Origin of the sequence: Amycolatopsis balhimycina FH 1894 (genome assembly GCF_000384295.1) — a bacterium.
Classification (GTDB): Bacteria; Actinomycetota; Actinomycetes; order Mycobacteriales; family Pseudonocardiaceae; genus Amycolatopsis; species Amycolatopsis balhimycina.
Map to the genome: position 1 here is coordinate 5,490,837 of NZ_KB913037.1, position 23,841 is coordinate 5,514,677.

The window sequence follows — 23,841 nt, forward strand, 5'->3', positions numbered from 1 at the left end:
CGAGCCAGGACCTCCGAAGCCCTGAATGAGTCATTCAAGACGCTCGCCCTCGCCGCCGGGCTGTCAACGAACCTCGGACGCGCAACACTAGAACCAGCGCTCGAGGACCTGCGCGACGCCGTCCTCGCCCGCCGGACCGGTGATCTCGTCGGCCACGGACTGGGCCTGCGGGTGCCCGTTCTCCATCGCGACGCCGTGGCCGGCCCAGCGGAGCATTTCGACGTCGTTGGGCATGTCGCCGAAGGCGATGACCCGCTCCGGCCCGATGCCGAGCCGCTCCGCGACGTCGGCGAGGCCGGTCGCCTTGGTGATGCCGTGCGCGGACAGCTCGACCAGGCCGCCCGACGACGAGTAGGTGACGTCGACCTCCCGGTCGAACAGTGCGTTCACCCCGTCCGCCATCTCTTCCGACGACATCCCGAGGTGGCTGACCAGCAGCTTGATCGCCGGGTGCCCGAGCACCTCGGCGCGCGGCGCGGTGCGGCCTTCGCCGTCGCCCCACGGGTTGTGGTAGTCCGGCTCGATCACGAAGTTGCGCATCTCGTGGTCGGCGTCGGTGCCGACGCGCTCGGTGGCCAGCCGGCAGCCGGGCAGGGCCTTGTCCAGCGCGTGCGCAATGTCGTGGAGCAGCTCGGGCGACAGCAGGCCGTGCACCGCGACGACCTCCTCGCGGCCGCAGTCGTACAGGACGGCGCCGTTCGCGCACACCGCGTACCCGGTCAGCTCGAGGGGCTTGGCCACGGGTGCGATCCAGCGCGGCGGCCGTCCGGTGGCCAGCACGAACGGGACACCCGCCTCGATCGCCCGGCGGACGGTCGCGATCGTGCGGCCGGTCAGGGATTCGGAGGGGCCGAGCAGGGTGCCGTCGACATCGGACGCGATCAACTGGGGTCTCTCCACCCCGCCATTGTCCCTGACACGTTCGGGTGAGGTCCGCCCCGTCCGCGCGATTGCCGGTGGTTGCCGATAGCGTCCGGCATTGTGCGAGCAGGCATCGTCATTCTTCCGGAAGATCGTTGGTGGGCGGCCGAGCCGAAGTGGCGTGCAGCCGAGGAGTACGGCTTCGACCACGCCTGGACGTATGACCACCTGGGGTGGAGAAACCTGGTCGACGGCCCGTGGTTCTCCGCGATCCCGACCCTGACCGCGGCGGCGATGGTGACGTCGCGCATCCGGCTGGGCACGTTCGTGGCCTCCCCGGTAGCCCGGCACCCGGTGTCGTTCATGCGCGAGCTGAACACCCTCGACGACGTCTCGGACGGACGGTTCGTCCTCGGCGTCGGCGCGGGCGTCGACCACCTGCACTACGACGGCGCGGTGGTCGACGCGCCCGAGTTGACGCCGAAGCAGCGCGTGGACCGGTTCACGGAGTTCGTCGAGGCCCTCGACGGGCTGCTGATGACCGACAAGTTCGACTTCGAGGGCGAGTATTACCGGGCCCGCGAAGCCCGCAACCTGCCCGGCCCGGTCCAGCGGCCGCGGCTGCCGTTCGTCGTCGCGGCGAACGGCCCGCGCACGATGACCCTGGCGGCGCGCTTCGGCGCCGGCTGGGTGACGACGGGCAAGGGCGGCGCGACCGCCGACGAGTGGTGGCACGGGATCAAGGAACTCACCGAGGTCTTCGACCGGCGGCTGGACGCGGCGGGCCGGGACCGGGCGAGCATCCAGCGGCACCTCAGCCTGGACTCGTCGCCGGTGTTCTCACTGAGCAGCGTGGAGGCGTTCCGCGACGCGGTGGGCCGCGCGGGGGAGCTGGGCTTCACCGACGTGATCTCGCACTGGCCGCGGTCGTCGTCGCCGTACGAGGGCCGCGAAGCCGTCCTGGAGCAGGTCGCGAGCGACGTCCTGCCGGAACTCCGCGCCGGCTGACCGGACTTTGGCCAACGGGGGGATCGTTAGGCCGAACGAGTGACATCCGGCTGATCGGGAAACCGATTCACGTCCCGCCGGCGTCAGGGTTCATGGAGGGACGAGAGATCGGCCCCGGGGGTACGGAAGCCCTCGTGGCCGCGGCTGGGGGCCGCGGCCACGAGGGCTGCTTCACTTCACGATCCGGTAGATCACCGCACCCGGGTTCCGGTAGACGACCTGGACGAAGTCGTGGCCGTCGAGGTGCCGCAGGCCCGGCGCGATCGGGGTGTCGCGGCGGATGGTGCCGCTGCCGACCAGCACGTAGTGGATGTTCAGCCGGTGAACCGCCGCGCGGACTTCGGGGTCGCTGTCGTAGTCGCCGAAGTGCTGGGCCAGGTAGGTCGCGTCCGGCGGCGCGACGCCCGCGTCGTAGTGGCCGGCCACCGGGTGCACGCCGGTCAGCGCGTACATCCAGGCCGTGCCGTCGAGCCGGTCGTTGAGCACCTTCTGGCCGGCCGGGATGCCGAGCGTGCCGAGCTTCTCCATCGCTTCGATCTCGTCGGCGCTCACCGGCGGGACGACCTCGCCGGGCAGGCCGTTGTAGTACAGCAGCGACACCGTCTTGGCGTTGGCCGCGCGGTAGAACCCGCCGGTCAGCACGCCCATCGCCACGACGAGCAGCACCGCCGACGCGAGCCCGGCCCGGCCGGTCAGCCACGGCCGCGCCCGCACCCAAGCGCGCCCGCGGGCGGCCTTCGTCAGCCACCGCTGCGTCTCGCTCATCCCGTGCGCGGCGAGCAGGCACATCGGGATCGCCGCCAGCGCCATCAGCCGGAACCGGTCGTTCCACCAGGGCCGTGACAAGCTGATCACCCAGTGTTCGCCGCCGAAGCACGCGACGACCACGAACAGCGCGGACAGCCCGGCCGCCGAGAGCAGCAGCCAGCGCATCCGCCGCAGCGCGAGGGCCGTGAGCACGCCGATCGCGAGGAACACCGTCAGCCAGAGCTGCGGCACCGGCAGCACCTGCTTGAAGGTCGCCAGCATCAGCAGCGCCTTCCCCACCGGCATGTGCGAGCCCCACGCGTAGTACGGGTACGACCCGGACGTGAAGCCGATCGCGCCGAGGATCATCGGCGCGGCCAGCACCCCGGCGACGACCATCACCGGCACCATCCGCAGGACGTCGCCGCCGACGACCCGCCAGGCGCGCTTGCCCTCGGGGACGCCGTCGACGCGCTTGCCCCGCAGCGCCCGGTACCACCGCTGCACCACCAGCGGGAACGCGAAGAGGATCGCCCCGAACAGGGCGCTCGAGTGCGCGGCGAGCAGGCCGGTCGCGCTCAGCGCCAGCACCGCGCCGGTGTCGGCGCCCGGCCGCACGACGAACCGCTGCAGCGCGACCACCGCCAGCGGCGTCAGCACGATGCCGAGCGCGAAGGGCAGCAGCCCGCTCGACACCGACTCGTACGCCCCGGTCGTCGCGCCGCCCGCGACCAGCGCGGCGCTGCCCGCGAACACCGCGCGGCCGCTCAGCTGGCGCACCACCGTGGCCATGGCCAGCGCGAACAGCCCGGCGATCGGCATCGTGACCGCGTTCAGCGTGACCGGGATCGACGTCCCGGACAGCTGATAGACCAGGGCGCCGACCAGGTGGTAGCCGTTCGGGTAGAAGGAGCCGGCCGGGTACCAGTTGATGGTGCCCATGCCGGTCAGGGAGCCGTCACCGGTTTCGGCGATGTAGCGGATGCCGTTCGCGTGGAAGACGGTGTCCCAGCGCTGGAACACCGCGGTCGTCCCGCCGCGGCCGGACACCACGACGACGATCGACACCGCGACGGCGATCGCGACGCAGGCACCGACGGCCAGGTGCGCCCGCCGCGTCCACGGCAGCGGCGGCTCCTCCGCACCCGGCGTCGACCAGCCTCGGGCGGTCGCGAGCCGGCGCAGGCCGAACAGCACCCCGGCGAGCAGCAGGGTGCACGCGGCGACGCTCAGCGAGCCGTACGGCACGTGCGCGATCGCCAGCCAGGGGCCGGCCAGGCCGGTCACGGCGTAGCTGAGCAGCGGCGCGAGCCCGGCGAGCGCCCAGCCGCGCAGGCCGGCGGCCCACCCGACGAGCCCGCCGGGGACCGCCAGCACGGCCAGGTAGGTGGCCACCGCGGCGAAGTAACTCCAGAAGTCCTCGGGTGCAGGCACTGCTTTCCAGGTGTGTCGTAGGCCGAAATGTGATAGTCGGGTGCAGGCCGTGCGACCGACCTGCGTACCCTCGACGCCCGTGAGCGCGCACACGAACCCCGCACAGATTACTGAAGACGATTTCGCAGGTTACGACCTCGTCGTCGTCGGGTCCGGTTTCTTCGGCCTGACCGTCGCCGAACGGGCCGCGACCGAGCTGGGCAAGAAGGTCCTCGTCCTCGAGCGGCGCAGCCACCTCGGCGGCAACGCGTACTCGGAGCCCGACCCGGAGACCGGGATCGAGGTGCACAAGTACGGCGCGCACCTGTTCCACACCTCGAACAAGCGCGTCTGGGAGTACGTGAACCGCTTCACCGAGTTCACCAACTACCAGCACCGGGTGTTCGCGCGGGTCAAGGACCAGGTCTACTCGTTCCCGATGAACCTGGCGCTGATCAACCAGTTCTTCGGCAAGTCGCACACCCCGGACGAGGCCCGCGAGCTCATCGCGAAGCAGTCCTCCGAGTTCGAGACCAGCGCCGCGCAGAACCTCGAGGAGAAGGCGATCTCGCTGGTCGGCCGGCCCCTCTACGAGGCGTTCATCCGCGGGTACACCGCGAAGCAGTGGGAGAACGACCCCAAGAACCTGGGCGAGAACATCATCACGCGCCTGCCGGTCCGGTACAACTTCGACAACCGGTACTTCAACGACACCTACGAGGGCCTGCCCGTCAACGGGTACACCGCGTGGCTCGAGAAGATGGCCGAGCACGAGAACATCGAGATCCGGCTGAACGTCGACTACTTCGACGTGCGCGAGCACATCCCGGCGGGCACCCCGACCGTCTACACCGGGCCGCTGGACCGCTACTTCGGCTACTCGGCGGGCAAGTTCACCTGGCGCACCGTGGACTTCGAGTCCGAGGTCGCGGAGACCGGTGACTTCCAGGGCACCTCGGTCGTCAACTACAACGACCAGGAAGTCCCCTTCACCCGCATCATCGAGTTCCGCCACTTCCACCCGGAGCGGGACTACCCCAAGGACAAGACGGTCATCTTCCGCGAGTACTCCCGCTTCGCGGGCGAGGACGACGAGCCGTACTACCCGATCAACACCCCGGAGAACCGCGAGAAGCTCGAGGCCTACCGCGAGCTGGCCAAGACCGAGGCGCGCGAGAAGAACGTCCTGTTCGGCGGCCGGCTCGGCACGTACAAGTACCTCGACATGCACATGGCCATCGGCTCGGCGCTCTCGGCGTTCGACAACAAGATCGCCCCGCACCTGACCGACGGCGCGCCGCTCGACGGGTCCCTCGATGCTTGAGAAGGGCAGCCCGACGGGCGAGGTCGCGGTCCTGGCGAAGGCCCAGGGGTTTCTGAAGAGTGAAGCTTCGGTGAAGGCTGCTCGCGGCATGTCCCACTTCGGTGAGCACGCGATCGGCTGGTTCGGCCTGGGCCTTCTCGGTGCCGTGGTCGACAAGAAGCGGCGCAAGGACTGGCTGGTCGCGTCGGCCGGTGTCGTGGGTGCGCACGCCGCGTCGATCGCGGTGAAACGCGTGGTCAGGCGGCCCCGACCGGACCACCCGAGCGTGGAGGTACTGGTCGGCACGCCGAGCAAGCTGAGCTTCCCGTCGTCGCACGCGACGTCCACGACGGCGGCGGCGGTGCTCTACTCCGGATTGACCGGGCGTAACCTGGTGCCCGCCCTGGTACCGCCGATGCTCGCCTCGCGGCTCGTGCTCGGCGTTCACTATCCGACAGACGTCCTGGCCGGTGCGGCCCTCGGGGGGCTCGTCGGTGGACTGATACGACGGAAGCTGAAGAGAAACCCATGAGCGAAACGACCGAGCAGCGCCCCAGTGATGAAACGGCCGTGACTCCTGAGGCTCCCGAGACACCAGGGACCCCGGAGACAGCGGCACGCAGCCCGTTCGGCCTGGTCGCCGGCGTCATCAAGACGGCGCGGCCGCGGCAGTGGGTGAAGAACGTCCTGGTCTTCGCGGCCCCGTTCTTCGCGTTCTCGAAGTCGACCGACCGCACCGGTCTCCTGATCGACGCGATCATCGCCTTCGTGGCTTTCTCGCTGACGGCGAGCTCGGTCTACCTCATCAACGACGCCATCGACGTCGAGGCCGACCGGGCCCACCCGACCAAGCGGAACCGGCCGATCGCGGCCGGGATCGTGCCGGTCCCCGTCGCGTACGTCGCCGCGGTCGTGTTCTTCCTGGCCGGTCTCGGCGTGTCGTTCGCGGCGAGCTGGCAGCTCGCCGTGGTGCTGGGCGTCTACGAGGCCGTCCAGCTCGGCTACTGCTTCGGCCTGAAGCACCAGCCGGTGGTCGACCTGGCCATCGTCGGCTCGGGCTTCCTGATGCGGTCCATCGCCGGCGGTGTCGCGGGCGGCATCGCGCTTTCGCAGTGGTTCCTGCTGGTCACGGCGTTCGGCTCGCTGTTCATGGTGGCCGGGAAGCGCTACGCGGAGATCATGCTGTTCGAGCGCACCGGCGCGAAGATCCGGTCGTCGCTGAAGAAGTATTCGGCCAGCTACCTGCGGTTCGTCTGGGCGACGTCGGCGGCGATCCTGATCATGTCGTACTGCCTGTGGGCGTTCGAGATCCGCCAGACCGAGCACAACTCGGTGTGGGCGCTCATCTCGATGGTGCCGTTCCTGGTGGCGGTGCTGCGCTACGCGGTGGACGTCGACGGCGGCATCGCGGGCGAGCCGGAGGAGATCGCGCTCAAGGACCGCATCCTGCAGGTGCTGGGCGCGACCTGGGTCGTCACGCTGTTCCTGTCGTTCTACCTGTGACTCATGGCGGATCGACAGGTCCGCTTCAGGTCTTCCACAGCTGAGCGGCGCATCCTGAGGTGGTGGGGGCGGGCAGTGCGCCCGTCCCCGTGACCACAGGAGCGACCATGAACGACCAGCCGCGCGAGGAGAAGGTCCCGGAGGGGACCGACCAACCGACCGTCGAGCAGCCCACGACTGTGCAGCCCACGGCCGAGGCGGCTGCCACTCCGGCTCCCGCCGCCGACCAGGCCTCAGCTGCCCCACACGCGCCGGAGACCGCCGGGCCCGCCTCCCCGGCCGACGGGCCCTCTACGGCGGACCAGACGGCTGCTCACGGCCGGCAGCCGCCACCCACCCCGCAGCTCTCCCAGCCCGGCCCCGGCCAGGCCTACGGCGCCTGGGGCTCGCCTCCGGCCGCTCGGCGGCAGCCCGGCGGGTTCCGGCGGTTCGCCGGGCACCGCGCCACCCAGCTGGTCGGCGTCGGCGTGCTGGGTGTCCTGATCGGCGGGGGCATCGTCGGCGGGATCGCGGCGGCCACCGACCACCGCGGCGGCCGGCCGGCCATCCACCGGCAGTACGACGGCCCGAACGGCAACCAGGGCAACCAGGGTTTCAACGGCCACGGCCCGGGCTTCCGGGGCGGCCACTCGGGCAGTTCGGGTAACTCGGGCAACTCCGATTCCGGCGACGGCATCTGACCGGCATCCGACCGAATGTGTCCTGAGCCACCCGTACCCCGCTCAGATCACAGAAGCATCACGAGCGGGGTACGGTGGCTCGGATGCGAAGCGCCTCCGCAGAACTCCCCAAGGCCGCCGGTGCGCTGCCGGCGGCCCTGCCCGTCGCCCGATCGTGGGTCCTCCCGTCGGCGGCCGCGGCGGCCTCCGTGCTGGTGTTCGCCCTGGTCAGCCACCATCTCATCGATGACACGTACATCACGCTGTCCTACGCGAAGAACCTCGCCTTCCACGCCCACTGGGGCCTGATCGAACAGGGGACGGCGAACACCGCGACGTCCCCGCTGAACGTCCTGGCCCTCGCGGCGGTCACGTTCGTCGTCCGGGACGCCTTGCCGGCCGCCGGGATCGTGTTCGTCGCCGCGCAGGTGCTGCTCGTGCTGGGCCTGCGCCGCCTGGGCGAGCGCACCGGCCTGCCGGCGGCGTTCGCGCCGCTGACGTTCGCGTTGCTGCTGGTCAACCCGCTGCTGCTGTCCTCGATCGGGCTCGAGGTGGCGCTCGGGGCCACCGGCGTCGTGTGGACGCTGGTCTACGCGGGGGAGCGCCGGCCGGGCCGCCTCGGCGTCGTGATCGGGCTGCTCGCGCTCATCCGGATCGACCTGCTGCTGATCGCGGCGGTCCTGTTCGCGGCCCGCCGCGAATTCTGGGACGGCATCTGGCGGACGGCGTTCGCGGCGCTCGCGGTGACGCTGCCGTGGTTCGCGTTCAGCTGGGTGGTGCTCGGCTCGGCGGTGCCGGACACGCTGGTCATCAAGATCAGCCAGCAGTCCTGGGGACCGTTCGGCTTCACCAACGGCCCGCTGCTGTACTGGCGCAACTTTCCGGCCGCGGCGGCGCTGTCGTTCCTGCCGCTGCTGCTCGCCGGCCTGGCGGGAGTGGTGTGGATCGTCCAGTACCGCCTCGGCTCGGAGACCGCCCGCCGCCTGACGCCGTTCGCGGCGCTCGCCGTAGCGGGTGCCCTGCACTACCTGGCCTACAGCCGGCTGGGCGTGCCGCCGTACCACTGGTACTACGCGCCGAGCATCATCGGCGCGACGATCTTCCTCGCCGCGTACGCGTCAGCAGTGCCGGAGCGGGTGCGGCGCGGGACGTGGACGCTGGCCGGCCTGGCGCTGGCGGCGAGCGTCGCGGTGTACGCGCTGCCGGGCATCCCCCGCCAGTTCGCGCCGATCACCAGCAACCACGCGTCGACGACGGAGTACCGCGAAATCGGCCGTCAGCTGGCGGCGATCGCCCACGGCCGCAAGGTCGAGACGGCGGGCGAGGTGGGCGCGCTGGCGTACGCGTGCGACTGCGAGCTGGTCGACGAGTTCTCCGACCGCGGCGCGGTCGACCCGGCGATCACGGAGACGAAGCGCCGCAGCGGCGAGGTCGGCCGCGCGCTGCTGGAAGCCAACTTCCACAACTTCGACCACAGCGTGACGCCGCTCAGCCCGGACCTGGTCCTGGCGACGACCCGCCGCGCACCGCCGCCGGCGGCACTGGCGAGCTGGCACATCGATTCGCCGTGGATGGGCAGCCAGAACCTGTACCTGCTGCCCGCCCACGCCACCGGCGGCTGAGGGACGCGCTGGGCGGGACGGAGACGGTCCGCGTGCTGAAGTTCTTCGCCGAAGACCCGGCCCTCGCGGTGCGGGCCTTCGGCGAAGCTTGAAACTCAGATCGGGAGCTTGCGGAAGATCGGCCGCGGGACGTGCCGCAGCGCCGACATCACCAGGCGGAACTGCGCCGGAGCCCACACCAGGTCCTTGCCGGAGCGAGCGGCCGTGACGGCGATCTCCGCGACCTGCTCGGCCGTCTGCGCCAGCGGAGCGTCCTTCAGGCCCGCGGTCATCTTCGTCTTGACGTGACCCGGGCGGACGACGGTCACCTTCACGCCGTGCGGCGCGAGGGCCTCGCCGAGGCCCAGGTAGAAGCCGTCGAAACCGGCCTTGGTCGAGCCGTAGACGAAGTTGGACCGCCGGACGCGCTCGCCGGCCACCGACGACAGCGCGATCACCGTGCCGTGGCCCTGCACCTTGAGCTTCTCCGACAGCGCGACTCCCACCGACACCGCGGCGGTGTAGTTCACGGTCGCCAGCTCGACGGCCTTCGCGTGGTCCTGCCAGACCTCTTCCGGGTCACCGAGCAGGCCGAACGCCACGACCGCGACGTCGATGTCGCCGCCTTCGAACGCCTTGGCCAGCACACCGGGGTGCGACGCCGTGTCCGTGGCGTCGAAGTCCACAGTGGACACCTCGGCGCCCTTGTCCTTCAGGCGCTGGGCGGCCGCGTCGAGCCGCGGCGACGGCCGGGCGGCCAGCACGACCCGCAGCGGCTTCTCGGCCAGGTACTTCTCGGCGATCGCCAACGCGATGTCGGACGTGCCGCCGAGCAGAAGAAGGGATTGGGGGTTGCCCACCGCGTCGATCACAGTTCGAGCCTCCGGCTCATGTCAGAGGCGAAAACGCCTTCGGGGTCGATGGAAGCGCGCACCTTGCGCCATTCTTCGAGCCGCGGGTACATCTTCGCGAACGTCTCGGGCGACGTACGCGAGTCCTTCGCGGTGTACAGCCGCCCGCCCGCGGCCAGCACGGCCTCGTCGAGCTCCAGGCAGAACCGGCTCAAGCCGCGCTTGACCGGGAAGTCCACGCTGAGCATCCAGCCCGGCGCCGGCCACGACATGGGCGCCGGGTTGGCCTCGCCCATCCGCTTCAGCACGTTCAGGAACGAGTAGTGGCCCGACGTCGCGATCCGCCGGCAGATCGCCTTGAGCTGGTCCTCCGCGCCGAACGGGACGGAGAACTGGTACTGCAGGAAGCCCTTGGAGCCGTAGGCGCGGTTCCACTCGCTCAGCATGTCGAGCGGGTGGTAGAACTGCGTCAGGTTCTGGATCTTGCCCCGGGCGCCCCTCTTCGGCACCGTCTTCTGCCACAGCTCGTTGATCAGCCCGAAGGTGAGCTTGTTGCCCAGCCCGTTCGGGAAGACGTCCGGCAGCGTCGCCAGCTGCGGCGCGTCGAACTTCAGGGGCTCGGACCGCAGCTTCGGCGGCAGCTCGTCCAGCTTCGCGAGCGAGCCGCGCGAGAACGTCGCCCGGCCGAGCCGGTGGTCCGACGAGATCAGGTCCGGCACCGACATCGAGTAGTCGTAGGTCAGGTCCGAGCCGTCGGTGAACAGGCCGAGCGTCTCGTCCAGGTTCGCCGTGCGATCGGCGTCCACGATGAAGTACGCGGTCTCGGTCTTCTTCATCCGGACCTTCGCCCGGACGATGATCCCGGTCAGCCCGATGCCGGCCACGGTCGCCCAGAACAGCTCGGCGTCCTGGCCCTCCGGCGTCAGCGTGCGCACCTGGCCGTCCGCGGTCAGCAGATCCATCGACACGACGTGGTTGCCGAAGCTGCCCGCGCTGTGGTGGTTCTTGCCGTGGATGTCGTTCGCGATCGCGCCGCCGATCGTCACCTGGCGGGTGCCCGGCAGCACCGGGACCCACAGGCCGTACGGCAGCGCCTCGCGCATCAGCTTGTCGAGGCTGACCCCGGCGTCCAGGTCGACGACGCCCGAGCCGGGGTCGATCGAGTGGATCCGGTCCAGCGCGGTCATGTCCACGACCAGGCCGCCCGCGTTCTGCGCCGGGTCGCCGTAGGAGCGGCCGAGGCCACGCGCGATGACGCCGCGTGCACCCGCCTGGGCGACGGCCCGCGCGATGACCTCGACGTCCGGGGTGGACAGGACGTCGGCGACGGTCGGTGCGGTGCGTCCCCAGCCGGTGAGCGTGCGACGCTGTGTCTCGGATGCATGGGTCACCCGACCAGGGTAGCCACGCCGAACGACGCCCGAGACGTGACCCTGAAGTGCCCGCTTCTACACTTTGCGCATCAAGGCACAAGCGCCCGCGCGGGTGACCATGACTCAGGCAATGAGGTAATGCAGTGGTGGCGACCGATCCGCAAGCCGACACAGCGGCTGCTCAGTCCACTCCAGGACTGGTGGGCCAGCTCATCCGCTTCGCCCTGATCGGGGGCTTCTGCGCCCTGATCGACCTGGGCACCTACACGCTGCTGACCCAGCTGGCCGGGATGGCCGCTTCACCGTGGGTCGACATCGCTCGCGCTATCAGTTTCATCGTGGGCACGACCACGGCGTTCTTCCTGAACCGGAAGTTCACCTTCGCCGGCGGGCGCCGCGACGGGAAGGCGCAGGTCGGCTCGTTCGTCCTGCTCTACACCGTGACGTTCTTCGTCGCGGTCGGGGTGAACCAGCTCATGCTGCAGGTGCTGCCGGAGTCGGCGTGGCAGCACACGCTGTGCTGGGCCGTGTCGCAGGCCACCGCCACCGTGATCAATTTCGTGATGCTGAAGTGGGTCGTCTTCCGCGAACCGTCGACTGAGGAGAACTGAGGAACCAATGCCCGGTAAAACAGCCACCCCGGCGCCGACCCAGACAGCCGGCGCGGCCGCCGAGACGCGGTTCACCGAGCACACTCCGCAGGGTCGCCTGACGGCGCAGCGCGGGCTCTACGCCGGCCCGGCCCCGATCGTCAGCAAGGACCTGTACGCCGAGCTCGAGTGGGGCTCGGCCGTGCGGGAACGTGCGGCGATCACCGTCGAGCCGGCCTCCAAGGTGTCGGGCAACACGTACTTCGGCCGGTTCCCGGCCAGCTACTGGCAGCGGTGGACGACGGTGACCGAAGTCTCGGTCGAGGCCGTCGTCACCGGCACCGGCCTGCTGTCCATGGGCGCTTCGGACGTCGAGGGCGAGCCCCGCGTCGTCGCCGCCGAGCAGGTCACCGACGCCAAGCAGGTCAAGGTGGCGCTGACCGGCAAGCTGGACAAGTTCTACGACGGCGGCGCGCTCTGGCTCGACCTCGAGACCGAGGGCGGCCAGACGCTGCGCGTCGAGCAGGTCCGCTGGACGGTCGAAGCTCCGGAGAAGATCCGCCCGACCGCGGTGACCATCTGCACGATGAACCGCGCCGACGACTGCCTGAAGAACCTGCAGGCCCTCGCCGCGGACGTCTCGTCGCTGGAGACCCTGGACGCGATCTACGTCGCCGACCAGGGCACCGACCTCGTCGAGTCCCGCGAAGGCTTCGAGCAGGTCGCCAAGGACCTCGCCGACAAGCTGCACTACATCAAGCAGCCCAACCTCGGCGGCGCCGGCGGCTTCACCCGCGGCCTCTTCGAGGTGGCCGGGCACACCGCGACCGAGCACGCGAACGTCCTGTTCATGGACGACGACGTCCTGCTCGAGCCGGACCTGGTGATCCGGATGACGGCGTTCTCCAACCGCGCCGCCAACCCGATCATCGTCGGCGGCCAGATGCTGAACCTGTTCCACCCGAACCAGCTGCACGTCGGCGCCGAGTACGCCCGGCTCAACACGCTGGAACCCGGTCAGCCGGTCGAGCACTCGCTGTCCACCGCCGACCTGCTCGGCGTGGACGAGGAGACGCTGAAGCCGAATCGCCAGGAGCGCCGTCTCGACGCCGGCTACAACGGCTGGTGGTCCTGCCTGATCCCCTACGAGGTCGTCCAGGCCACCGGCTACCCGCTGCCGTTCTTCTTCCAGTGGGACGACGCCGAGTACTCCTACCGGGCCCGCGCGCACGGCTTCCCGACCGTCACCCTGCCGGGTGCCGGCGTGTGGCACGCGGACTTCCACATGAAGGACTGGGACGAGTGGCACCGGTACTTCAACCTGCGCAACTCGATCATCACCGCCGCGCTGCACTCGCCGTTCAACCTCAACCTGCTTTCGCGGGTCCTGATCGCGCAGCTGATCCGCTACCTGCTGGGCATGCAGTACGGGCTGTCGGCGACGCTGATCAAGGCCGTCGAGGACTTCCTGCAGGGCCCGGAGGTCCTGCGTGACGGCGGCGTCGAGGCGATGAAGGAGATCCGCCGCATCCGCGACGCCTACCCGGAGACCAAGCGCCACAAGGCCACCGACGTCCCGGGCATCGCGTCCAACGACATCGGCATCATCAACAGCGCGCCGCGGCCCAGCATGCAGCGCCTGGTGCTGATCAAGCGGGTCCTCGACCGGGTGCTCGGCCGCAGCCGGTTCGGGCTCGGCGCGGTGCCGATCGACGAGGCCAACTGGTGGCACATCGCGCTGTTCGACACCGCGGTGGTCACCGACGCCAGCCAGGAAGGCGTCCGCGTCCGGTCGTACGACCGGGTGAAGATGTTCGCGCTGGCCAAGCAGGGCGCGCGGGTCATCCAGCGGCTGCGCAAGGAAGGCGCGGCGGTGCAGGAGCAGTACAAGCGCGCCATGCCCGAGCTCACCTCGCGCGAGAACTGGAAGCGCCTGTACAAGCTCTGAGGTTTCTTCGCCGAAGGCCGTCTCACATTCGTCGTGAGGCGGCCTTCGCCGTGTCAGCCGTGCATGCCGAACACCGTGGTCTTCCGCGTGAGGTCGTCGAGGTAGGCGGCGGCGACGTGGGCGAAGTTGATCGCGACCTCGGAGTGGTCCTTGGTGGTCACCGTCTCGACGGCGCCCGCCTTGACGAGCTGGGCGAGCTTGCCCGCCAGCTTCCCGGATTCTTCGGTGGTCAGCGCGAACAGCAGCGGCTCGCCGCCGGTCGCCAGGTGCAGCACGAGTGCGGGTTTCGGGTCAGCCATGCGTCCATCGGACCAGCGGCGATCTTGCCCGGCAAGTGGGTTCGCTGAGGGCCTAGCTGTTTTTCGGGGGCTCCGGGTGGCGGAGCCCCGGTTGCCACAGCGGCCGGGTGGACTACCGTTTTCGGCGAAGGCCGGACTCATCCGCGGGGGGTTGGAAGCGAATGCCGCACTCGTTCTCGCTGTCACTGGCGGCGGTGGACATCCTGCTCGAGCAGCTCGGGCTCGGCCGCGCGCCGACGCCGTTCGAGGTCCCGCACGTCGGCACGACCGTCGAGCAGCGCGCGATGATCCGCGACGCCGTCGTCCGCGACCTGACCGGCCGCGGGCTGTGGAGCCGCGGCCGCCTCGACCCGGACGCCGAGCTGGCGCTGGCCACCTTCGTCCGGGGCAGTGTGACGATCAACGCGGCCGCGGAGCTCGGCGACCGGCACCTGTTCGCCCGGGTCGCCTCCGACGGCCAGTTCGCGGTGCTCGCCCGGCAGCAGGACAACCTGATCGTCTTCGAGGAGGTCCGCCCGACCGGCATCGTCCCGGCGATCGTCGACCTGCTCCCGCTCACCCCGGCCGCGCCGGGCCAGTCGGTCACCATCACGCGCCCCGCGGAACAGCCCCGCCACCAGCGCCGCGACGACGCGTACGACCCGTTCGCCGGCGTCACCGGCCCGCGCTCGCACAGCGGCGGGGCCGGCGGCCCTCAGCTGAGGATGATCGAGCGCGTCTTCCAGGAGCCGAAGAAGCGCATCGGCCAGTTCACGGCCCAGACCCGCGGCGGCGCGTTCCCCCCGCTGGCCTGGTTCGACACCCCGTCCGGCCGCTGGCTGATGTCCTCACGGGCGGCCGCGGACGGCCAGCGCTGGATCACCTACGCCCCGGCCGACAACGCGCGCCTGGCCCAGCAGCTGTACGCCCAGCTCGAAGGCCGGTTCTGAGCCTCGGGAACCACCGGCGGCGGGGCTGCGTCCCAGGTGAAGATCGGTGAACGGCCGTGGCGGAGGGTGCCCGGCTAGTAGACTCCCGGGTGCACGCGTACGGGTGAAGTGATTCGGGGTGGAACAGCGATGCTGATTGCCGATGGCGGTGGCGGATCGATGTCGGACATCGTCAACCCGCTCTCGTCCGGAGCCATGAAAGAGGCGGTGCAGAGCGTCACCGCGGAAACGCAGAAGCTGGTCGCCGCGGCGAGCAGCGGTGGCTTCAGGATCAGTCCGGAAGGCGTCGAACCGATCCGCAAGGCGCTGAAGGAACTGATCGACGACCTTGGGCTCCTCAGCAACAAGGTCGCGAACCTGAACCAGGCGCCCAAGCTGGGGAACCACCCGTACGGCCACACCGTCGCGGCGCACGACCACAAGGGTGCCGCGGACGCCGAGGGGTCCGCGGGCGTGGTGCTCAACCAGCTCATGGTGGTGGCCCAGCAAGCGGACAAAGCGCTCGGGGAGGCCGCGGCGAAGTACTCGGAGTCCGAGAACACCGCTCTCGACCACCTGAAAGCCAAGCACTAGGAAATGATGAAACTTCTCGCGCGCGCTGTCCTGCCTGTCGTCGCCGGCGGGTTCCTGCTCGCCGGGTGCACGAGCACCCAGACCGGCATGGCTTCGCCTGCCGGAACTCCGTCGTCCGCCCCGTCGTCCGCCCCGGAGACGTCGAGTTCGTCCGGCGCCGGACAGGCCTCCACCACTTCGCTTCAACCCTGCACTGTCCTCGCCGCTTCCGATCTCAGTGGCTACGGTTCCTTCAAGGACGCCATCGAGGAGAACGCTTCGGACGCGCGGACCTGCACCTATCAGAAGAAGACCGAAACGGCGAGTGAAGAGGGCCTGGTCGTCAGTGTCGTCATCCGTGACAACGCCGGGCTCGACCAGACCAACGACACCGGCGCCGGCGTGCAGGACAAGCAGGTGAACGGGCGTAAGGCGAAGGTTGCGCCGAGCCCGGCACCGACCGGCTGCGTCGTCGCTCTCGGTGTGGGGGACAAGGCGCGGGTGGATGTGACCGTGACCGCCGTCAGCACCGTCGACAAGGCCTGCCAGCTCGCCGGAGACGTGGCCGGCAAGAGCGTCGAGCCGAAGCTGCCCAAGGGGTAAGGGGAGTTCTGATGACCACACCGGGAAAGCTGCCGCCGACTCCCGACCTGCCGGTGGAAAAAATCGAGGCCATGTCGCCGCCGGACCGCCACGACTACCTCATGCGAAAGGCCAACGAGGAGGGCTTCGGGCCCGACAGCGGGCTGTTCGGGTACATCAAGCAGGCCTTCGCGCGGTGGGGCGCGGAGAACCAGGACCAGCAGATCGGCGACAAGAACGTCAAGGCCGCCACCACGGGCCGCGACGTCGACTACGTCCAAGGCCTGCACGCGCCCAACGCGGACTACAAGGGCAACGAACACACGCAGCTGAAGGCGTTCCTGGACAACAACCTGAGCGTCGACCAGGTCTCCAACGTTTCGCGCGCCTACCACGGCGTCCACGAGGTCTTCGACAAGTTCTCGAAGACGATGACCACCGCGGTCAACTCCTCCAAGGGCACGTGGGAAGGCAGCGCGGCCGAGAACGCGCAGCAGTACTTCACCAGCCTGAGCAAGTGGTCGGACGCGAACGCCCAGAACGCGAAGCTGGCCTCGGAGACGATCTACGAGCAGGGGCAGGCCGCGTCCACGGCGAAGAACTCCATGCCGGCGCCGATCCCGTTCAGCTGGACCGACGAGTTCAAGGGCTGGGTGACGTCGAACCCGCTCAACCTGGCCGACAACGTCGACAAGTCCCTCCAGAAGCAGAAGGACAGCCAGGCGGCGCACGACGAGGCCGCGAGCGTCATGTCGACCTACGACAAGAGCCTCTATGAGGCCGCGTCGAAGCAGCCCGCCTTCGCGCCGCCGCCGAGCTTCAGCACCGGTGGGGGCACCGGCGATCCCAACGGCGGCGGGGACAAGAACGGCATCAACCTCCCGTCCGGCGCGAACAACCCCGGCTCCTCGGTGAACCTCCCGGGTGGGGGTGCCAGTACCCAGGGCTTCCTGCAGGGTGGTGGTGGCCCCCTCGGCTCGGGGGCCGCGGCGCACTTCTCCGGTCCCGGCTCGACCACCGGGGCGGGGTTGGTGCCGTCCGGCACCACGCCGTCCAGTTTCACGCCCGGCTCGATTCAGGGCGGGGGATCGTCGAACCCGAACCAGTCCCTCGGCGGCATGCCGCCGATGAGCCCGATGCCCATGGGCGGCATGACCAACTTCGGCGGCGACGAGGCCTACAACTCCAAGGTCGGCGGGGGCAGCGGCCGCGGTGGTGGCGGCGGTTTCGGCCCCGGCGGCTCGGGCGCGGGCAACGCCACGGGCGCGGGTGCCGCGTCGGGCGCGGCCCGGCCGGGCGGCATCGGCGCGGCAGAATCTGCCGCCGGCCGCGGCATGGGTGGCCTCGGTTCCGGTGGCGCGGGTGGCCGCGGTGGCATGGGCCCCGGCGGCGGCATGGCCCGTGGCCAGAAGGGCGAAGGCGACGAGGACACCGAGCACTCGCGTCCGACGTACCTGGTCGAGGGCGACCCCGACGAGGTCTTCGGCACCGACCTGCGGACCGCTCCGCCGGTCATCGGCGAGTAAGACGAGAAAGGGCCCCCGCGGTGCGGGGGCCCTTTTCGCGGGAAACCTAGTAGCGGTAGAACTTCTCCGCGCGGCCCTGGCGCACCAGCTTCAGCCACTGCAGGAACGCCTTCGGGTCCCGCTTCACGCCCACGAAGTACAGTCCGAAGCGGACGATCTCCAGCGCGCCGATCTTCCGCATGCCCGGCTGGGACAGCAGGTAGCCGCGGTTGCGGTAGGTGTAGTAGCGCTTGACCTCGTTCTCCGGGTCCTGCGCGTGGAACTTGCCGCCCAGCATGGGCTTGAACTCGTCCGAGCCGTCCGGGTGCAGGTACTTCGTCTTCAGCGACGTGCCGAACGGCAGTCCCGAGCGGACCAGCCGCCGGTGCAGCTCGACCTCGTCGCCGCGGAAGAACAGGCGCAGGTCCGGCACCCCGACGACGTCCAAAGTGGACGCCCGGAAGAGTGCGCCGTTCATCAGGGACGCGATGCCCGGCAGGAAGTCCACGCCCAGCTCGGACTGCGACCGCTTCCAGGTCAGGCCGCGGCGCAGCGGGAACGCCAGCTTGTCGGGCGCGTCGATGTTGGACACCACCGGCGAAATCTCCGCCAGGCCCCGCTTTTCCGCTTCCTCGAGCAGGATGGCGAGGACGTTCTCGTCGGCCGGACGCCCGTCGTCGTCGGCCAGCCAGACCCAGTCCGCGCCCAGCGACAGCGCGTGCAGCATGCCCAGCGCGAACCCGCCGGCGCCGCCGAGGTTCCGGTGCGACGGCAGGTACGTGTGCGGCAGCGGGTAGTTCCCGACGACTTCGCGGGCCGAGTCGTCCGGCCCGTTGTCCACCACGACCAGGTGGTCGACCGGCCGGGTCTGGGCCGCGATGACCTTCAGCGAGTCCGCGAGCAGCTCGCGCCGGTGCCGCGTGACGACCACGCCGACGACCGCGCCGTCGGGCAGCTGCCGGGTCTCGCTGGACATCATTCCCCGCCGTTCGTCGTCGCCACCGGCTCGATGCCGAGGCGCTGCAGCGTTTCCTTGCTCATGTCCGCGAACGGGTCGCGGCCCTTGTATCCGGTGAGGACGTCCCGCAGCGATCCTCGTTGCTTGATGTGGCCTTCGTCCATCCAGAGGGCGGAGTCGCACAGCTCGAACAGGAACTCGTCGGCGTGGCTGGCGAAAACCAGGATGCCGGAGCGCTTCACCAGGTCCTTGAGCCGGTCGCGGGCCTTGTTGAGGAACGCCGCGTCGACCGCGCCGATGCCCTCGTCGAGGATCAGGATCTCGGGGTCGATCGAGGTGACGACACCCAGCGCCAGCCGCACGCGCATACCCGTCGAGTACGTCCGCAGCGGCATCTGCAGGTAGTCGCCGAGCTCGGTGAACTCCGCGATGTCGTCGACGCGCTTCTCCATCTCCTTGGCGGTCATGCCGAGGAAGAGGCCGCGGATGATGATGTTCTCCTGCCCGGAGATCTCCGGGTCCATGCCGACGCCGAGGTCGAACACCGGCGCGATCTTGCCTTCGATCCGCGCGGAGCCGCGGGTGGGCTCGTAGATGCCGGCGAGCAGCCGCAGCAGCGTGGACTTGCCGGCGCCGTTGTGGCCGACGAGGCCGACCCGGTCACCTTCGCGGAGGTTGAGGGTCACGTCGTGCAGGGCTTCGATGATCGGGACCTTGGTGTCGGTGCCGATCTTTCCGCCGACCTTGCCGAGGACCTTCTTCTTCATCGACCGGGTCTTCGCGTCGAAGATCGGGAAGTCGACGAAGGCGTTGTGGACGTCAATGCTGACCATGTTGTGTCACACCCAGTAGGAGACGCGGGCACGGTAGTTGCGCATCGCGATGAGCGCGAGTGCCCAGCCGATGACGGTGATGGAGCCGACCACGATCCAGTTGCCGGGCGTGAACGACTGCCCGAGCAGCGGCGCCCGGACCACCTGCATGAAGTGGTACAGCGGGTTCAGCTGGATGATCGGCAAGGCCCAGGAGGCGTTCGCGCGGGCGCCGCCCGCGAGGAGCTGGTCCACCGGCCAGACGATCGGCGTGCCGTAGAACAGCAGCTGGATCAGCGAGTTGATCACCTGCGGGATGTCGCGGAACCGGGTCGAGATGATGCCCAGCAGCAGGGTCACCCAGCCCGCGTTCAGCGCGAGCAGCGCGAAGCCCGGGATGGCCAGCAACATGGTCCAGCTGAGGCCGGGGTGGCAGTACGCGGGCCCGCCGCAAAGACCGGTCTGGTTGCCCAGTGAGTACTGGTGGTTCAACGCGGTGAAGAAGATCGCCAGCACCGCGACGTAGACGATCATGTTGTGCGCCAGCAGCAGCGTCTGCCGCCACACCGTGCGCAGCATGTACACGCTCAGTGGCGCCGGGAGCTGCTTGATCAGCCCCTCGTTCGCGATGAACGTCTCCATGCCTTCGGCGAGGCAGCCGCTGATGAAACCCCACAGGATGAAGCCGGTGGACAGGTAGGGCAGGAACACCTGGATCGGGGTGTTGAACAGCTGCGAGTACAGCAGCCCGAGCCCGAGCGCGATGACGGCCTGGCTGATCGTGATCCAGAAGGGCCCGATCACCGAGCGGCGGTAGCGCTGCTTGATGTCCTGCCAGCCGAGGTGACCCCACAGCTCGCGGGCGCCGAAACCGGTCTTGATGTCGGCGAAGGCACGCGCGAACGTCTTGCTGTCCGACGTCGGCGGTGCCGACGTCGCTACGGGTGATTCCGCGGCCTGAACCGTGCTGGTGGCATGCACGTGAACGAGGGTACCGATGTGCCTGCCACCGGCCTGGCCACCCCGCCCGCAACCCGTCGCCGCGGTTAGTGCCAAGGTGACCTGGGTTACAGTCCGTCACGCCGTACGATTCCGCGCATGGTGGTTGCCCACAGTGAGACTTCGACGCCGAAGTCGGCCCAGCGTGCTCTGTACTACGTGGTGGCTCCGGTGGGGCACCCCAACTACGGGGACGAACTCATCGCGGCGAGCTGGCTCCGCGAGCTGGCCGAAACCGCGCCGGACGCCGACGTCTGGGTGGACACGCATTCCCCCGGGCCGGCGGCGGTCCTGCTCGACGGCATCCACCCCCGGGCCAAGTTCACGGACACGCTGTGGCGGTTGTGCTGGGAAGCGCCGTCGGAGGATCCGTGGCAGGCGGCGGCCTGGGTGCGCGAAGCGGTGCACAACCCCGGCATGATGCCTCGCCTGCACGGCGGGATCGAGCTGCTCGCGACGGCCGACGTCGTGCACGTCGTCGGTGGCGGCTACATCAACAAGCTGTGGCCCAAGCAGATCGGTCTCTTCGCCGGGGCCGCCGCGGCGGTGGAAAGGTCGGGTGGCCGGGCCGCGATGACCGGGCACGGTCTCGTGCCGGCCTGCGACGACGTCGCCCCCCTCCTGCTGAGCGTGCTCGACCACTTCGAGGTCGTCGAGGTCCGGGACGAAGCTTCGGCGGCGCTCGTGGACGTGCAGCCCGGGATCGACGACGCGTTCCTCGGCATCGGCCCGCACCGCTACGAGACGGCCGACGACCAGCCCGAGGTCATGCTCTGCCTGCAGTCGGACCTCGTCGAGGTCGGCATCGGCAAGCTGGCCGGCGCGGTGCTGTCGATGCTGCGAGCGTGGAAGGTGCCGCCGGAGCGCATCGGCGTCGTCGAGGGCGTGCCGCGCGTCGACCGCGAGGTGTTCGCCTTGCTGGAGCGCGAGCTGCCCGGTGCCCGGTTCTACCCGTTCTCCCACATCTGGGCGCACGGCCTGCCGGCCAACCCCCGGCAGACCTGGATCTCCACCCGGTTCCACGTGCACATGCTGGCCGCGGCCGCGGGAGCGTCCGGGGTCGCGGTGTCGGTGAACCCGGATTACTACGCGACGAAGCACCGCTCGCTGGCCGCGCTGGGCTCCAACTGGACGGTGCTGGAAGACCTCGGCCAGGTGCCGGACCGGCCCACGGCCGGCGGCTATGCGCCCGACGTCCTCGAGCGGCTGCGGAAGGCGAAGGTGGACGTGGCGCGGACCGTCTACGCCCCCGTCGAGCGCCGGCAGCAGCCCGACGCGACGCCCGAGCCACGGCCGGAGTCCCTGAGGCGGCGCTGGTCGAGGCGAATTCTCGGCTGATCGAGGACCGATCCTGTCCGCGATGGGTTCTACCGTCGGGACATGACTTCGGAAATCACCCCGTTCCGCATCGACGTCCCGCAGGCCGGAATCGACGACCTCCGCACGCGGCTGGCGAACACCCGCTGGCCGGACCAGCCCGCCGGCGCGGGCTGGCGGCTCGGCGCGCCGGTCGACTACGTACGTGAGCTGGCCGAGTACTGGCGGATGGGCTTCGACTGGCGGGCGCAGGAGGAGCGAATCAACGCGTTCCCGCAGTTCACGATCACGATCGACGGCACGAACGTGCACTTCCTGCACGTGACCTCACCCGAGCCGGAAGCGACGCCGGTGCTGCTCACGCACGGCTGGCCGGGGTCGATCGTCGAGTTCCTGGACGTCATCGGTCCGCTGACGGACCCCCGCGCGTATGGCGGCGACCCGGCGGACGCCCTGCACGTGGTGGTCCCGTCGATCCCCGGCTACGGCTTCTCGGGCCCGACACTGGAGCCGGACTGGGACCAGGACCGCATCGCGCGCGCGTTCGCGGAGCTGATGACCCGCCTGGGCTACCCCCGTTTCGGCGCCCACGGCGGCGACTGGGGCGCGATCATCTCCCGCGAGCTGGCGGTGCGGTTCCCGGAGCGGCTGCTGGGCATCCACGTGACGATGCTGCCGTCGGCGGTCGTACGGGGCGAAGCCGACCTCGAGGGTCTCGAAGAGATCGACAAGGGAAGGCGCTCACTGGAGAAGAGCACGAAGTTCTCTCGCGAGGGCATCGGCTACGCGATGATCCAGTCGACGAAGCCGCAGACGCTGGCGTACGGGCTCCACGACTCCCCGGCAGGCCAGCTGGCCTGGATCGCGGAGAAGTTCAGGTCGTTCTCGAACGCGGGGGAGGACCTCATCGACCGCGACGACCTCCTGGCGGACGTATCGATCTACTGGTTCACGGAGACGGCGAACTCGTCGGCGCGGTCGTACACGGCCTTCACGGGCGGCTGGGGCGCGCCACTCCCGCCGAACACGGTGCCGACGGCGGTCGCGGTCTTCCCGGACGACATCGGCCTGCCGATCCGGGCATTGGCGGAGCGAACGGACAAGATCGTCCGTTGGACGGAGTTCCCGACCGGCGGCCATTTCCCGGCCCTGGAGGAACCGGACGCACTGATCGGCGACATCCGGGCGTTCTTCAGCTCACTGGGCTGAGAACAGCCTGGCCTCGCGGGGTGCGGGGGACTTTCCTGGGGCGGGCCGCCACCGCCTGCAGCCGCTCGACGCGGCGCCCGTCCCGAAACTTCCCCCGCCCTCCCTGGGGGGCGTCCCCAAGTCCAGTCTATCGGCGCCCCCGGACGGAACCCGCGGCAAAGCGAGTTGTCCACAGGGGTTGTCCACATGTCCCTCAGTCTGTGGACAACCCCGCGGCGCACCTCAGAGGTACTGGCCCGTCCCCGAAATCCCCGGCCCGTGGTCATGCCCGTGCCCGGCCACACCCGAAGAACCGGCGGGCAGCCCCCGCCGCATCTGCTCGAGCTGGACGCGGGCCGCCATCTGCTGGGCGAACAGGGCCGTCTGGATTCCGCTGAACAGGCCCTCCAGCCAGCCCACCAGCTGGGCCTGGGCGATCCGCAGCTCCGCGTCCGACGGCGTCGAGTCGTCGGTGAACGGGTGGACCAGCCGCTCCAGCTCGTCCTGCAGCTCCGGGGCCAGTGCCTTCTCCAGCTCGCGGATCGACGTCTGGTGGATCTCGCGCACCCGCGTGCGGGACGCGTCGTCCAGCGGGGCCGCGCGGACCTCCTCGAGGAGCTGCTTGATCATCGTGCCGATCCGCATCACCTTCGCCGGCTCCTCGACGAGGTCGCCGACCGATTCGGGGTGGTCGTCCGCGGGCAGCGGCGCCGCGTCCACCGGCGTGCCGTCCGGTCCGACGACCACCACGTGGGGTGAAGATTCCTGGCCCGGGTCACCCGCTGTGAAGTTCGGCTCGGTCATGTGCTCCATCCTGGCTTGCGTTCGACACGCTCCGCGACA

The 23,841-nt window shown here is 69.9% G+C and carries 23 protein-coding genes; 14 read left to right on the forward strand and 9 right to left on the reverse strand.

Annotated features, from left to right (window positions below; genetic code table 11):
- Nucleotides 1-87 precede the first annotated feature (87 nt).
- Nucleotides 88-885 carry an HAD family hydrolase gene (locus A3CE_RS0124680; RefSeq protein WP_020642794.1) on the reverse strand — a complete coding sequence of 266 codons (798 nt, stop codon included), beginning with the start codon at nucleotides 883-885 and terminating at the stop codon, nucleotides 88-90.
- A gap of 96 nt (nucleotides 886-981) precedes the next feature.
- Here A3CE_RS0124680 and A3CE_RS0124685 point away from each other — a divergent pair, with 96 nt between their 5' ends.
- A complete protein-coding gene (locus A3CE_RS0124685) occupies nucleotides 982-1,869 on the forward strand; it encodes an LLM class flavin-dependent oxidoreductase (protein WP_020642795.1) in 888 nt (295 codons plus the stop codon).
- A gap of 171 nt (nucleotides 1,870-2,040) precedes the next feature.
- Here A3CE_RS0124685 and A3CE_RS0124690 read toward each other — a convergent pair whose 3' ends face one another.
- On the reverse strand, nucleotides 2,041-4,050 hold the full coding sequence (locus tag A3CE_RS0124690) for a DUF6541 family protein (protein ID WP_020642796.1): 2,010 nt from the start codon (nucleotides 4,048-4,050) through the stop codon (nucleotides 2,041-2,043).
- Between the two features lie 79 nt (nucleotides 4,051-4,129).
- Here A3CE_RS0124690 and glf point away from each other — a divergent pair, with 79 nt between their 5' ends.
- The 5 genes from glf (at nucleotide 4,130) to A3CE_RS0124715 (ending at nucleotide 9,116) form a co-directional block, all read left to right on the forward strand.
- The gene (gene glf, locus A3CE_RS0124695) at nucleotides 4,130-5,353 is read left to right on the forward strand and encodes a UDP-galactopyranose mutase (protein ID WP_020642797.1); all 1,224 of its coding nucleotides are present in this window, start codon (nucleotides 4,130-4,132) and stop codon (nucleotides 5,351-5,353) included.
- Nucleotides 5,346-5,864 carry a phosphatase PAP2 family protein gene (locus A3CE_RS0124700; RefSeq protein WP_020642798.1) on the forward strand — a complete coding sequence of 173 codons (519 nt, stop codon included), beginning with the start codon at nucleotides 5,346-5,348 and terminating at the stop codon, nucleotides 5,862-5,864. The genes glf and A3CE_RS0124700 overlap by 8 nt, the downstream gene beginning before the upstream one ends.
- Complete coding sequence (locus A3CE_RS0124705) at nucleotides 5,861-6,835, forward strand: decaprenyl-phosphate phosphoribosyltransferase (protein WP_020642799.1); 975 nt, start codon at nucleotides 5,861-5,863, stop codon at nucleotides 6,833-6,835. Before A3CE_RS0124700 ends, A3CE_RS0124705 begins: the two co-directional genes overlap by 4 nt.
- Nucleotides 6,836-6,942: 107 nt before the next feature.
- Nucleotides 6,943-7,515 (forward strand): hypothetical protein, encoded by a 573-nt coding sequence (locus tag A3CE_RS0124710; protein ID WP_026468821.1) that lies wholly within the window; start codon nucleotides 6,943-6,945, stop codon nucleotides 7,513-7,515.
- Nucleotides 7,516-7,598: 83 nt separating this feature from the next.
- Complete coding sequence (locus A3CE_RS0124715; protein ID WP_020642800.1) at nucleotides 7,599-9,116, forward strand: hypothetical protein; 1,518 nt, start codon at nucleotides 7,599-7,601, stop codon at nucleotides 9,114-9,116.
- A gap of 95 nt (nucleotides 9,117-9,211) precedes the next feature.
- Here A3CE_RS0124715 and dprE2 read toward each other — a convergent pair whose 3' ends face one another.
- Nucleotides 9,212-9,967 carry a decaprenylphospho-beta-D-erythro-pentofuranosid-2-ulose 2-reductase gene (gene dprE2 / locus A3CE_RS0124720; protein WP_020642801.1) on the reverse strand — a complete coding sequence of 252 codons (756 nt, stop codon included), beginning with the start codon at nucleotides 9,965-9,967 and terminating at the stop codon, nucleotides 9,212-9,214.
- A complete protein-coding gene (gene dprE1 / locus A3CE_RS0124725; protein ID WP_020642802.1) occupies nucleotides 9,964-11,337 on the reverse strand; it encodes a decaprenylphosphoryl-beta-D-ribose oxidase in 1,374 nt (457 codons plus the stop codon). The genes dprE2 and dprE1 overlap by 4 nt, the downstream gene beginning before the upstream one ends.
- Nucleotides 11,338-11,462: 125 nt before the next feature.
- Here dprE1 and A3CE_RS0124730 point away from each other — a divergent pair, with 125 nt between their 5' ends.
- Both A3CE_RS0124730 and A3CE_RS0124735 read left to right on the forward strand, forming a co-directional pair.
- Nucleotides 11,463-11,930: a GtrA family protein gene (locus A3CE_RS0124730; protein WP_026468822.1), complete on the forward strand. Its 468-nt coding sequence runs from the start codon at nucleotides 11,463-11,465 to the stop codon at nucleotides 11,928-11,930.
- 7 nt (nucleotides 11,931-11,937) lie between these two features.
- Nucleotides 11,938-13,857 carry a glycosyltransferase gene (locus tag A3CE_RS0124735; protein ID WP_020642804.1) on the forward strand — a complete coding sequence of 640 codons (1,920 nt, stop codon included), beginning with the start codon at nucleotides 11,938-11,940 and terminating at the stop codon, nucleotides 13,855-13,857.
- Between the two features lie 53 nt (nucleotides 13,858-13,910).
- On the opposite strand, the gene A3CE_RS0124740 is transcribed toward A3CE_RS0124735, so the two are convergent.
- Entirely contained in the window at nucleotides 13,911-14,156 is a 246-nt protein-coding gene (locus A3CE_RS0124740; RefSeq protein ID WP_020642805.1) for a hypothetical protein, read from the reverse strand.
- A gap of 161 nt (nucleotides 14,157-14,317) precedes the next feature.
- Between A3CE_RS0124740 and A3CE_RS0124745 the strand changes: the two genes are divergently transcribed.
- The 4 genes from A3CE_RS0124745 (at nucleotide 14,318) to A3CE_RS0124760 (ending at nucleotide 17,745) form a co-directional block, all read left to right on the forward strand.
- Complete coding sequence (locus A3CE_RS0124745; RefSeq protein ID WP_020642806.1) at nucleotides 14,318-15,085, forward strand: ESX secretion-associated protein EspG; 768 nt, start codon at nucleotides 14,318-14,320, stop codon at nucleotides 15,083-15,085.
- Nucleotides 15,086-15,214: 129 nt separating this feature from the next.
- Nucleotides 15,215-15,658, forward strand: a complete 444-nt coding sequence (locus A3CE_RS0124750) for a hypothetical protein (RefSeq protein WP_020642807.1) — start codon at nucleotides 15,215-15,217, stop codon at nucleotides 15,656-15,658.
- A gap of 3 nt (nucleotides 15,659-15,661) precedes the next feature.
- A complete protein-coding gene (locus A3CE_RS0124755; RefSeq protein ID WP_020642808.1) occupies nucleotides 15,662-16,240 on the forward strand; it encodes a DUF3558 family protein in 579 nt (192 codons plus the stop codon).
- Between the two features lie 11 nt (nucleotides 16,241-16,251).
- Nucleotides 16,252-17,745, forward strand: coding sequence for a hypothetical protein (locus tag A3CE_RS0124760; RefSeq protein ID WP_020642809.1), 1,494 nt, complete (start codon nucleotides 16,252-16,254; stop codon nucleotides 17,743-17,745).
- 46 nt (nucleotides 17,746-17,791) lie between these two features.
- On the opposite strand, the gene glfT1 is transcribed toward A3CE_RS0124760, so the two are convergent.
- From glfT1 to wzm, 3 genes are read right to left on the reverse strand one after another with little or no spacing between them, the layout of a single operon-like run.
- Complete coding sequence (glfT1, locus tag A3CE_RS0124765) at nucleotides 17,792-18,700, reverse strand: galactofuranosyltransferase GlfT1 (RefSeq protein ID WP_020642810.1); 909 nt, start codon at nucleotides 18,698-18,700, stop codon at nucleotides 17,792-17,794.
- Nucleotides 18,700-19,515, reverse strand: coding sequence for a galactan export ABC transporter ATP-binding subunit Wzt/RfbE (gene wzt / locus A3CE_RS0124770; protein ID WP_020642811.1), 816 nt, complete (start codon nucleotides 19,513-19,515; stop codon nucleotides 18,700-18,702). Before wzt ends, glfT1 begins: the two co-directional genes overlap by 1 nt.
- 6 nt (nucleotides 19,516-19,521) lie before the next feature.
- Nucleotides 19,522-20,475: a galactan export ABC transporter permease subunit Wzm/RfbD gene (wzm, locus tag A3CE_RS0124775; protein WP_020642812.1), complete on the reverse strand. Its 954-nt coding sequence runs from the start codon at nucleotides 20,473-20,475 to the stop codon at nucleotides 19,522-19,524.
- Between the two features lie 117 nt (nucleotides 20,476-20,592).
- Between wzm and A3CE_RS0124780 the strand changes: the two genes are divergently transcribed.
- Together A3CE_RS0124780 and A3CE_RS0124785 are read left to right on the forward strand one after the other, a co-directional pair.
- Nucleotides 20,593-21,831 carry a polysaccharide pyruvyl transferase family protein gene (locus tag A3CE_RS0124780; RefSeq protein ID WP_020642813.1) on the forward strand — a complete coding sequence of 413 codons (1,239 nt, stop codon included), beginning with the start codon at nucleotides 20,593-20,595 and terminating at the stop codon, nucleotides 21,829-21,831.
- Between the two features lie 42 nt (nucleotides 21,832-21,873).
- The gene (locus A3CE_RS0124785) at nucleotides 21,874-23,019 is read left to right on the forward strand and encodes an epoxide hydrolase family protein (RefSeq protein ID WP_020642814.1); all 1,146 of its coding nucleotides are present in this window, start codon (nucleotides 21,874-21,876) and stop codon (nucleotides 23,017-23,019) included.
- A 222-nt stretch (nucleotides 23,020-23,241) separates the two neighbouring features.
- Here the strand turns inward: A3CE_RS0124785 and A3CE_RS0124790 are convergent, their stop codons facing one another.
- Nucleotides 23,242-23,811 (reverse strand): bacterial proteasome activator family protein, encoded by a 570-nt coding sequence (locus A3CE_RS0124790; protein WP_020642815.1) that lies wholly within the window; start codon nucleotides 23,809-23,811, stop codon nucleotides 23,242-23,244.
- Between the last annotated feature and the right edge of the window lie 30 nt (nucleotides 23,812-23,841).